This is a genomic window from Priestia taiwanensis, assembly GCF_014638355.1.
Lineage (GTDB): Bacteria > Bacillota > Bacilli > Bacillales > Bacillaceae_G > Priestia_D > Priestia_D taiwanensis.
Genome location: NZ_BMFK01000001.1, coordinates 2,245,442 through 2,256,443 on the forward strand (window position 1 = coordinate 2,245,442; position 11,002 = coordinate 2,256,443).

Here is an 11,002-nt window from a genome sequence, read left to right on the forward strand (position 1 = left end):
AGCCAAAGAAAGAATTCTTTCTTTGCCCGTATAAAAAAGCGCACGATTACACAACGTAACCATGCGCGTCTTTTACTATGAAATCAGACATGCAAATAGGTGGTCACGTGTATCTTATTTAATTGTTTGTTTATGTTCTTACCTCTTACAATGAATAACATCACGCAAACCTCCCTTTCATGTTTTTGATATGTGTTATTGTATCACCAGTTTTTTCCTATCGTCAATACATTTATTTTACTTTTTTAAAATTTCTGAATAAAATTAACTATTTCTTTGTATACGTATTATTGTACGGAAATGAAGCAAAAAAGGAACATGAAAAAATGTGCAATATTACACAAAATTAATTCATCCACTTAAATTTCTATTTGAAATTTATTCTCATTCGTCTTACAATCATAATAATATCGTTTTGTTACAATAGTTTTTTACCTTAGTTTTATTTTTTTACATCTTTGGAGGGTCGTATAATGACTAAAACATATACATTTTTACTAAATGGCGAGTGGAGAGAAAGTGGTTCAAACGAAACAATCTCAATTCCTTGCCCATATACACAAGAAGAAATCGGGAAAGTACAAGCAATTACTCGTGATGAAGTAGATGAAGCAATTAAAGGTGCTGAAGCTGCACAGAAAGCATGGGCTACTTTATCCATTCGTGATCGCGCTTCTTACTTATACAAATGGATTGATGAGCTATTAGCGATGAAAGAAGAAATCGCTGAAGTTATCATGAAAGAAGTTGGAAAAGGCTATAACGATGCAGTGAAAGAAGTAGAACGTACAGCTGATTTAGTTCGCTACGCAATTGAAGAAGGCGTTCATATGAACGGCGAAAGCATGTTAGGCGACAGCTTCCCAGGTGGATCGAAATCAAAAATGGCGATGATTTCGCGCGTACCACTTGGCGTTATTTTAGCAATCTCACCATTCAACTATCCAGTTAACTTAGCCGCAGCAAAAATCGCCCCTGCTCTTCTTGCTGGTAATGCCGTTATTTTCAAACCTGCAACACAAGGTGCAATTAGCGGAGTTAAGATGATTGAAGCACTTCATAAAGCTGGCTTACCAAGTGGACTTCTAAACCTTGTTACAGGTCGTGGTTCTGTAATTGGTGACTACTTAGTAGAACATAAAGGAATTGACATGATTTCCTTCACTGGTGGTACAGAAACTGGCTACCACATCGCTTCAAAAGCGAAGATGGTACCACTTGTAATGGAGCTTGGTGGAAAAGACCCTGCAATCGTACGTGAAGATGCAGACTTATCATTTGTTGCAAACCAAATCATTTCAGGTGCATATTCGTACTCTGGACAACGTTGCACAGCAATTAAACGTGTACTTGTAAATGAAAATGTAGCAGATGAACTTGTTACATTACTAAAAACAGAGGTAGAGAAACTTTCTGTCGGTTCACCAGAAGAAAACAAAACAATCGTGCCATTAATTGATACGAAATCAGCTGATTTCGTACAAGGATTAATTGACGATGCACTAACTCAACACGCAACGCTTGTAACAGGTAACAAACGTGAAGGTAACTTAATTTATCCAACATTACTTGATAACGTTACAACAGACATGCGTGTGGCATGGGAAGAGCCATTCGGCCCAGTTCTCCCAATCATTCGTGTGAAATCTGACGAAGAAGCAATTGAAATTGCGAATAAGTCGGACTTCGGACTCCAAGCAAGTGTGTTCACAAAAGACATTAACAAAGCATTCTCAATTGCAAACAAAATCGAAACAGGTTCTGTCCAAATTAACGGACGTACAGAGCGTGGACCAGACCACTTCCCATTCATCGGTATTAAAGCATCTGGTATGGGTGCACAAGGCATTCGTCGTAGCATCGAATCGATGACACGTGAGAAAGTAACGATTGTTAATATCACAGAATAATAAACAAAGGAGTTACCTCATGAGGTAACTCCTTTTCTTCTATATATCCACTATTTCCGATAGATATGCGAAACTCCCCAGCTACGCGCATCCTTTTCAATTACTATGAAACTTTTACCTCTTGCTCTACATCCATTGGAATATACTTTTGTTTACGTACATAAAACTGTGGAATCATAATACCGATGAAAATAATAGCGATACCAAGCCACTGTACGGCAGATACGTTATCTTTTAATACAAGCATCGACACTAATACCGCCACAGGGAGTTCTACCGCACCGAGAATCGTTGCGATACCTGATCCTACTTTTGGCGATGCAATAGAGAAGCATATAACTGGTAATAATGTTCCAAGAACTGCTAATGCTAATCCGTATTTGAACAATCCATTCCCTAGCGAACCGTTATATAAAAATTCTGGTGAGAAAACGAACATAATTAAAATTAAAGCACCTGTAACCATGTACAAGCTGCGATTTAACGCTGGTACTTCTGTTGCGACACGCCCACTTACGAAAATGAATAAGGCAAATGCTACAGCCGACAACAATCCATACACAAGACCTAACGTATTTAATGTCGTATGCCCTTGTTCAAAAACACCACCAGCTAACAATGTTCCACCAAATAACACAGCAATAGCGAATAGCTTTTCTTTACTAGGAAATGCTCGTTCACTAATAGCTTCTAATACAATTCCAATCCATGTAAATTGGAATAACAACACAACAGCCATCGATGCCGTTACTTGCTCTAACGTTAATCCATAGAAGATCCCCGTCAAACTCGTTGATGTCCCAACGAACATTAAAAACATCACTTGCTTAAATGGTGCTTTCTTTCGCGAAAATAGCAGCGTAGCAACTAATAGAAAAATCCAGCCGAAGAAATACTGACTTGCTACTACTTCACTTGCAACAAACCCTTCGTTATATGCTAACTTTGCAATAGTTGATAACACACCATAACTACATGAACCAATCAACACTAATAATGCATACTTCCACATACTTTACTCTCCTTTGATGCTACAATCTCTTTATCACTTGTCTATACAACATAAGTATCTTGCATAATCGTACATGATTTTCTTATTTTAAGAAACATTTTGACCTTACATTCCCTGAAAAAATTTGAAGAAACGAATTGATGCACATAAAAAATATATTATGCAAAGAAAAAATATTGACAAAAGCTATTTTTCACATGTACGATAGATAAGAATTATTTTTTAACAATAACATATTAAAACCCTCATCTAAATCTCGGTGAGGTAGAGGTTGCGAGTATTAAGAGTAGCGTTTGGGAGACTATGTGGAGTCGATGATCAAACTGTGAAAGGAATAATCGCCGAAGTAAGTACAATAACCACCTTATTGACTTGCTGGGGCTGCATTGAACAAGTGCAGAACTGTCACAAGCATTTGCTTGTGGAGAGCTATCAGAGATTGATGCGGGTTTCGTTCGATACGAAACGCGTAGATATTTATTCTATGCGTTTTTTTATTTGTCCGACCCGTCCCATCATCATAGATAGACGAAGAAATAGACAAACTAACATATATCATTTTGGAGGGGAAAGCAATGCAAAACAAAAAATGGGGCGTTGGTATTTTAACTGCCATGGTTGTCGGTAATATGGTTGGGGCAGGAATTTTCATGCTACCAAGCACATTAGCAAAAACAGCAAGTCCTTTAGCAACAATTCTTACATGGTTATTAACAGGTTTCGGTGTTCTAACACTTGCGTTTGTCTTTGGAAACTTGGCAATCCGTCGTCCGGATTTAACGACTGGGCCACAAAGTCACGCGTATGCACTGTTCTCAAATAAAAAGAAAGGCCGCATCGCTGGCTTCAGCATGGTATGGGGCTACTGGGTAGCAAACTGGGCAAGTAACGTTGCCATCATTACGTCATTTGCTGGGTACTTAACAACATTCTTCCCAGTCATGACAAGCCCTGATGTACTATTCACAATTGGTTCATTCGAAGTAGAAGTAGGAAAAGGAATCACCTTCCTTATCTGTTCATCGTTACTATGGGCAACACACTTCTTACTTGTTCGAGGAGTTCACGGTGCAGGAAAAATTACATTTATTGCAACAGCGACTAAAATTATTGGCTTTGCATTATTCATTGTCGTAGCACTATTTGCATTCCAAACATCAACACTTGGCGAATGGTACACACCCGTTGTGAATCCAAACGGTGAGGCATTAAACTTATTAGGTCAAGTAAATCAGGCAGCAATTTTAACATTATGGGCATTCATCGGAATTGAATCGGCTGTACTATTCTCAAATCGTGCCAAGTCACAACAAGCTGTGAAACAAGCAACAATCTTTGGTCTACTTATTACATTAGTAATTTACTTAGCAATTACGTTATTAACGATGGGTGTTGTACCAGCAGATGTATTAAAAACATCCGACAAACCATTTGTTGATGCCTTAAATATTATTCTTGGTACAGGTGGTGGCCAAGTGATGGCACTACTTGGATTAACATGCTTATTCGGTTCGATCCTTGGATGGGTGTTACTTGCATCAGAAGTACCATATCAAGCAGCAAAATTAGGATTCTTCCCAAAATTCTTCGCGCATGAGAACGAAAAAGGAAGTCCGACACGTTCATTACTAATTACAAACTTTATGTCGCAATTATTTATTTTCTCAACGTTATCAGGCTCCATTACAGAAGCATATGATTTCGTTATCGTCGTATCGACATTAGCATACTTAATCCCGTATCTTGTCTCACCTATTTTCCAACTAAAGTTAGTCTTCACAGGTGAAACATACGATACAATTCGAGGCTCACGTACAGGAGATGCTATTTTAGCAGTACTAGCAATTACTTACTCTGTCTACGCAATTATTTCTGGATCTGGTGATATAAAAACATTCGCATTAGGAATCGGCTTATTCTTCGTCGGATTTATCTTATATCCACTAAATGAACAATATGAGCGTCGAAAAATGAGGAAAGTAAACGAAGAACAAAAAATAGCATAAGTGTTGCACATCTTTCATCTTTTCTATATACTGTTGATAATTTAATGAAAACAGTATCGATGACAAAGAGAGTACTTATATTGCCGAGCATAGCGAACTAGGGATGGTGAGAGCCTAGTGTCGAATATATAAGGAAGCGCACTTTCAAGATGCTTACTTGAATACTAGTAGGGTAAGCCGGAACAACAATCCGTTATCCATGCAAAGAGGTTCATCTTGAACAAATAGAGTGGTACCGCGGGAATTAAAACTCGTCTCTTCATTACGAAGAGGCGAGTTTTTTTATTTTAGGAGGAAAAAACAATGAATGAAAAATTAATCGTTGCATCTTGCCTTTCTCATGCGTTAGACGGAGCATTACACGAAGAACGTATTTTAGCTTTACTAGAACAACCGAAACATGCTATTCACGGTGATCTTGCTTTTCCTTGCTTTGAACTGGCGAAAACATTACGAAAATCACCAGCAGGAATTGCATCTGAGTTAGCTAATACATTGCAACACAAGCTCGTTTCCCATGTAGAAGCAGTTGGCCCATATGTAAATTTTTTCTTACATCGACATATTGTCAGCAATACCGTTTTAACGCACATTTTAGATGAGCGGAATCGATACGGAAATTTGGCCATTGGAGACGGACAACATGTTCCAATCGATTTATCATCTCCTAATATTGCTAAACCTTTTTCAATGGGACATTTACGCTCTACCGTAATTGGCAATGCAATCGCAAATATTATGGCAAAATGCGACTACAAGCCAATCAAAATCAACTATATTGGCGACTGGGGTACACAATTTGGCAAACTCATCGTCGCCTATAAGAAATGGGGCTCTCCCGAACAAATAAAGCAAACCCCTATTAAAGAATTACTAAAGCTATATGTTCACTTTCACAAAGAGGCAGAGAAGTATCCAGCATTAGAGGACGAAGGACGTGCTTGGTTTAAGAAACTAGAAGATGGTAATGAAGAAGCTCATCACTTATGGGGATGGTTCCGCAGTGAATCACTCATCGAATTCAACAAAATATACGACTTACTAGGTATTTCCTTTGACTCGACAAATGGAGAAGCTTTCTATAATGATAAGATGGATGAAATTGTAACGTTGCTAGAAGAAGCACACTTACTTATAGAAGATAATGGTGCACAAGTTGTTATGTTAGAAGAACCTCTCCCACCTTGCTTAATTAAAAAATCTGACGGTGCAACATTATACGCGACACGTGACATAGCGGCCGCATTATATCGCAAACGTACCTACAATTTCGCACAAGCAATTTACGTCGTTGGCGGCGAGCAACGTCTTCACTTCCAACAACTATTCGCCGTCTTACAAAAGTTAGGATTCGACTGGGCGAAGAACATGATACACGTACCATTTGGAATGATTTTAAAAGACGGTAAGAAAATGTCGACTCGTAAAGGAAAAGTCGTACTTCTTGAAGAGGTACTAACAGAAGCTATTCACATGGCAACCCAAAACATTACCGAGAAAAACCCAGCACTTACGAAGAAAGAAGTAGTTGCACGTCAAGTTGGGGTTGGTGCAGTCATCTTCCATGACTTAAAAAACGATCGTATGAACAACATTGAATTCTCGTTAGAAGATATGCTCAAATTCGAAGGAGAAACAGGCCCCTATGTCCAATACTCATATGCACGTGCTTGTTCAATTCTTCGAAAAGCATCACATACTCCTGGGCAAGCGACAATACAACTAGAGGATGACTTAAGTTGGACGATTGTGAAGCTACTGCATCACTTCCCAACTATTATCCAGCAAGCACACGACAAATTAGAGCCATCCATCATCGCCAAGTATGTAGTAGATCTCTCCCAAGCATTTAATACGTACTACGGCAATGTTCATATTATGATCGAAGATGAACAACTCCAAAGTCGTCTCGTTCTTGTCGAAGCTGTTGCGATTGTTTTGAAAGAAGGATTACGACTCCTAGGCATTGCTGCTCCTGAAGAAATGTAAAAAACTTGGAAATATCTCCTTGATGCTGACTAACAAAGCATGACATAATAAAGCTACTATCTCTATGCTCAGAGAATAGTAGTTTTATTCGTAAAGGAGATTACATATGAAGAAGTACTTAATAACCTTAATTTCTCTGCTTATTCTAGGATTAGCGTATATGATATCAGCTCATTTATATATGCATCACGTCGCAAAACAACTACCAACAAAAGAAGCGGATTATTTAATCGTTCTAGGTGCTGGTATAAGAGGCGATGAACCTTCTCTTTCTCTGAAATATCGATTAGATACAGCAAGTGAATACATGAAAGAATCTCCAACAACGAAGGTCATTGTTTCTGGAGGAAAGGGCAATTCACACGCTTACTCAGAAGCAGAAGTAATGGAAAAATACCTCGTTTCAAATGGAATTTCAGCTGAACGTATTATCCAAGAAGACAAAGCAACGAACACACAAGAAAATATCTCATTCTCAAAAGAGTTATTACCGGATGATGCAACAAATATCGTTCTCGTAAGTAGTAATTATCACGTTGCACGTGCAAAGCTACTAGCAGAACGACAAGGATTAGCAGTTGAAACATTAGCTTCTGCAACGCCTAACTCCGTTATTGTTCAATTACATGCAAGAGAATATGTTGCACTCGTTAAATCATTCTTTTTAGACTAATAAAAAAGAGCTACTTCATTGAAATGAAGTAGCTCTTTTTACTTACTTATTAAACCATAAAACTGCTAATGTTCCTTCTCCTGCATGCACACCAATTGTTGAACTAATTGGGCAAATATCTATAGCAAGACTTGGGTATTTCTCCACCAACATTTCTTTCCATTTTTGTGCATCTTGCAAACGATTACCATGTAAGATAGCAAGACGATTAATTGCTACTTTCTCATATGCAGATGCAAACTGATCCATTAGGCGCTGCACTGCACGTTTCTCTGTACGAACTTTATCAAACATTTGGAATACGCCTTCTTTAATCGTAATAATTGGCTTAATGTTTAACATTGTTCCTAAGAAAAACTGTACTCCGTTCATACGTCCGCCTTTGTACATTTGTTTCAAGTTACCAAGTAGAATATAGTTTTCTAACGCTGAAATCATTCCTTCTATATACGTAACAATTTCTTCTACTGTTTTGCCTTCTTCTTGTAACTGTAATCCATCTTGTAACATATACGTCATCGCATAAGACATCGCTTTCGAATCGATTGCATGGTACTTAATCCCAACCATTTCTGCCGCTTGTCTACTACCAGCATACGTTCCACTAATTAGGCTTGATACGTGAATCATAATGACTTGTTCGTATTTTTCTTGTAACTCTTCATACAACGTTACGAATTTTCCAATAGGTGGTTGTGATGTCGTAGGCAATTCTGGGTATTCACTAATTTTTGTATATAAATTATCAGGTGTAACAGTAAGACCATCTTCATATATATCTTCTCCAAAGATAATAGACATTGGAACAACGTATACATCTGGATGCTGCTGAAGTTCTTCCGTTATATGAGCTGTACTATCTGTCACCCATGCAATCTTTTTTTTCATTCGACTTTCTCCTTTAAGTAATAAGCTAAATGTCCACTCTCCGTCTATGTTACTATATATTCTATATAAAAATCTACAATGTACGACATTTTTTCTACAGACATACTTATTCTAAAGTGTTATACCATAAAAAGGCAAGTGTTCCCTCTCCTGCATGCACGCTTATTGTTGTACTAATTGGTGCAATATCAATCTGAATCGATGGATTTTCTTCTAGTAATTTCGCTTTCCAATAATGTGCATCCTCTTCTCGGTTTCCATGTAAAATGGCCACCTTTTGTACATGATTTACTTTAATCGATGCACTACTTCTCTTCACGATTTCTAAGAAAGCACGCTTTTCTGTGCGAACTTTCTCAACAACTTGAATGACACCCTCGTTAATTTGAATAATTGGCTTAATACTAAGCATTGTTCCTAAGAAAAACTGTGCACCGTTCATACGTCCACTTTTGTGAAGTTGCTTTAAGCTCCCTACTAAAATATAATTCTCAAGCGATGAGATAACACGCTCCATATAGGATGCCATTTCCTCTATTGATTTACCAGCTTGCTGCATACGAATGCCATCCTCTATTAAATACGTAATGCCATATGACAATGATTTCGAATCAATTGCTGTATATGCTAAACCAACGATATCCGCAGCTTGCTTACTAGATGATAACGTTCCGCTCAAGGCATCTGAAACGTGAATCATCATGATATGATCATATTTTTCTTTCAACTCTTCATATAAGGCAACAAATGTACCGATGGATGGTTGAGATGTTGTTGGGGAAATAGAGGAATCGTTCATTTTTTTATATAATTCTTCCGTTGTAATTGTAATACCGTCTTCATATTGTTCGTCTTCAAAAATAATGGTTAACGGTACAACGTATACATCTGGATTATTCATTAACGTTTCTGACATATAAACCGTACTATCTGTTACCCATGCAATCTTTTTCATATATCTTCGCTCCTTTTTATAACCTAGTATTAAAACCTATTATTATAATCTTATTTTATAACCAAGTATTAATCAACGGATTTTTTATCAAAAATACGAAATAAGGCATTAGAACAACGAAGAGAACCTCTAGCATTATTTACCTAGCTAGAGGTTCCTTTCCTATCCTTCTTCCTTTTGTAATCCCACATCTGGATACTCTTCTACAAGAATTTTACGATATTTTTCATAAGTAGCTTCATCCAATACATAATCTCTAATGTTATGAATACACCATGGTCTCGTTTGATTTGCAACACCAACTACATAGCCTGCTTTCTGAAATTCAAGTGATTGTGAGATATCATAAAAATGAAATCCATCAAAAACATCTTCTCGCCACTCTACATCATACTGCGTTGCCATCAACAAGCCATCAATCGCTTGAACAGGTATAAAACGATCACGCTTAAATTTTTCCGTTTTAAACGATAACAGTTGATAGAGTCCCCATTTATATTCCAATACTTGCCCAATCAATTCCTTTCCCTCACACCATATACCGTTCTCCGGTAATTCTTTACATCCTATGACTCCAAGAAGCCCAAGGTCCTTATTCAAGGTAAAAAGGACAAGCATCTCCATAAAGAAATATGGATTCATAATAAACGTATCTTGGTGTAAATATACTTTATATTTCGCCGGAAAAGAAAGTGCTTGATTGTACGCACTTGTAAGGCTTTTTGCATGACGTATTGGAAGAATGTGCATGTGAAAACCAGGTGGTATATACACACTTTTAATTTGCTTTTCACATTGTTCAAATAGTTCTTCATTATTCACACAAACAACGAATAAAACAGTCATCTCTTTAATCATGAAATCCTCCTTTCTTGTCCTTTATACCGGCTTCACTGCCTCCACCACATATTGATACGTAATTGCGTCTAATAGGAACGTCGTACCGATTTGATGTTTCGTACATACGGCATGTAAGTCCGCCATGAATTTCCCGTACGTATCGGAATACGATAACACTCGCTCCACATGACGAATGGCAAGTCCAGCTCCTTCAAATAAATGAATAATCTCTTTATACGTAAAGAAGCGAATATGGGTCTTATCCATTAATCCCATTTCCTCGTACGTCCAATCTCCATTAAGAAGAGATTTCACTACTGAAATATGTGCAACATTAGGAATACTCGTCAAAATCATGCCGCCTGGCTTTATATATGGTCTTACTTTTTCTACAACTGCCCACGGATCAAATAAATGCTCTAATACATCGCCAAAAATAATACAATCAAATTGTTCTGCCTTATATGGCAGCTCCATCGTTTCAATATTTCCTACGATAACATCATCTAGCTTTAATTTTGCAACCGAAGCCACGTCTTCAAAGGCTTCAATCCCTGATACACGTATTCCTTTTTCTTTAATTGCAGCTCCTAACCCACCTTTTGAACATCCAATATCGAGTACTTCCTTCCACCCTTCTTTTATCCGATTCAGTAAATGTGGATTAGCTCCTTCGTAATAGCTATCTCCTTTCTCTTTATAGAGAGAAGAATTTTCTTGTTCCATACG

At 37.6% G+C, this 11,002-nt stretch carries 9 protein-coding genes, 1 riboswitch and 1 other annotated feature; of the genes, 4 read left to right on the forward strand and 5 right to left on the reverse strand.

The features are described from left to right. Nucleotides 1-473: 473 nt before the first annotated feature. Nucleotides 474-1,910: an NADP-dependent glyceraldehyde-3-phosphate dehydrogenase gene (locus IEV41_RS11675; protein WP_188388544.1), complete on the forward strand. Its 1,437-nt coding sequence runs from the start codon at nt 474-476 to the stop codon at nt 1,908-1,910. Between the two features lie 103 nt (nt 1,911-2,013). Here the strand turns inward: IEV41_RS11675 and IEV41_RS11680 are convergent, their stop codons facing one another. Then, the gene (locus tag IEV41_RS11680; RefSeq protein ID WP_188388545.1) at nt 2,014-2,922 is read right to left on the reverse strand and encodes an EamA family transporter; all 909 of its coding nucleotides are present in this window, start codon (nt 2,920-2,922) and stop codon (nt 2,014-2,016) included. Between the two features lie 257 nt (nt 2,923-3,179). Further along, nucleotides 3,180-3,362, forward strand: a riboswitch (Lysine riboswitch). Nucleotides 3,363-3,497: 135 nt separating this feature from the next. Between IEV41_RS11680 and IEV41_RS11685 the strand changes: the two genes are divergently transcribed. The 3 genes from IEV41_RS11685 to IEV41_RS11695 all read left to right on the forward strand — a co-directional run bounded on the left by IEV41_RS11685 (nt 3,498) and on the right by IEV41_RS11695 (nt 7,590). Then, entirely contained in the window at nt 3,498-4,928 is a 1,431-nt protein-coding gene (locus tag IEV41_RS11685; protein ID WP_188388546.1) for an amino acid permease, read from the forward strand. A 50-nt stretch (nt 4,929-4,978) separates the two neighbouring features. Beyond that, nucleotides 4,979-5,190: a binding site (T-box leader), on the forward strand. A gap of 41 nt (nt 5,191-5,231) precedes the next feature. Beyond that, nucleotides 5,232-6,917: an arginine--tRNA ligase gene (gene argS, locus IEV41_RS11690; RefSeq protein WP_188388547.1), complete on the forward strand. Its 1,686-nt coding sequence runs from the start codon at nt 5,232-5,234 to the stop codon at nt 6,915-6,917. 106 nt (nt 6,918-7,023) lie between these two features. Further along, nucleotides 7,024-7,590: a YdcF family protein gene (locus IEV41_RS11695; protein ID WP_188388548.1), complete on the forward strand. Its 567-nt coding sequence runs from the start codon at nt 7,024-7,026 to the stop codon at nt 7,588-7,590. A 42-nt stretch (nt 7,591-7,632) separates the two neighbouring features. Here IEV41_RS11695 and fakB (IEV41_RS11700) read toward each other — a convergent pair whose 3' ends face one another. The 4 genes from fakB (IEV41_RS11700) to IEV41_RS11715 all read right to left on the reverse strand — a co-directional run bounded on the left by fakB (IEV41_RS11700) (nt 7,633) and on the right by IEV41_RS11715 (nt 10,999). Beyond that, nucleotides 7,633-8,478, reverse strand: coding sequence for a DegV family protein (gene fakB / locus IEV41_RS11700; protein WP_188388549.1), 846 nt, complete (start codon nt 8,476-8,478; stop codon nt 7,633-7,635). A 106-nt stretch (nt 8,479-8,584) separates the two neighbouring features. Further along, complete coding sequence (gene fakB / locus IEV41_RS11705) at nt 8,585-9,433, reverse strand: DegV family protein (protein WP_188388550.1); 849 nt, start codon at nt 9,431-9,433, stop codon at nt 8,585-8,587. A 162-nt stretch (nt 9,434-9,595) separates the two neighbouring features. After that, the gene (locus IEV41_RS11710) at nt 9,596-10,288 is read right to left on the reverse strand and encodes a glycosyltransferase family protein (RefSeq protein WP_188388778.1); all 693 of its coding nucleotides are present in this window, start codon (nt 10,286-10,288) and stop codon (nt 9,596-9,598) included. Nucleotides 10,289-10,312: 24 nt separating this feature from the next. Beyond that, nucleotides 10,313-10,999, reverse strand: coding sequence for a class I SAM-dependent methyltransferase (locus IEV41_RS11715; protein ID WP_373284190.1), 687 nt, complete (start codon nt 10,997-10,999; stop codon nt 10,313-10,315). Between the last annotated feature and the right edge of the window lie 3 nt (nt 11,000-11,002).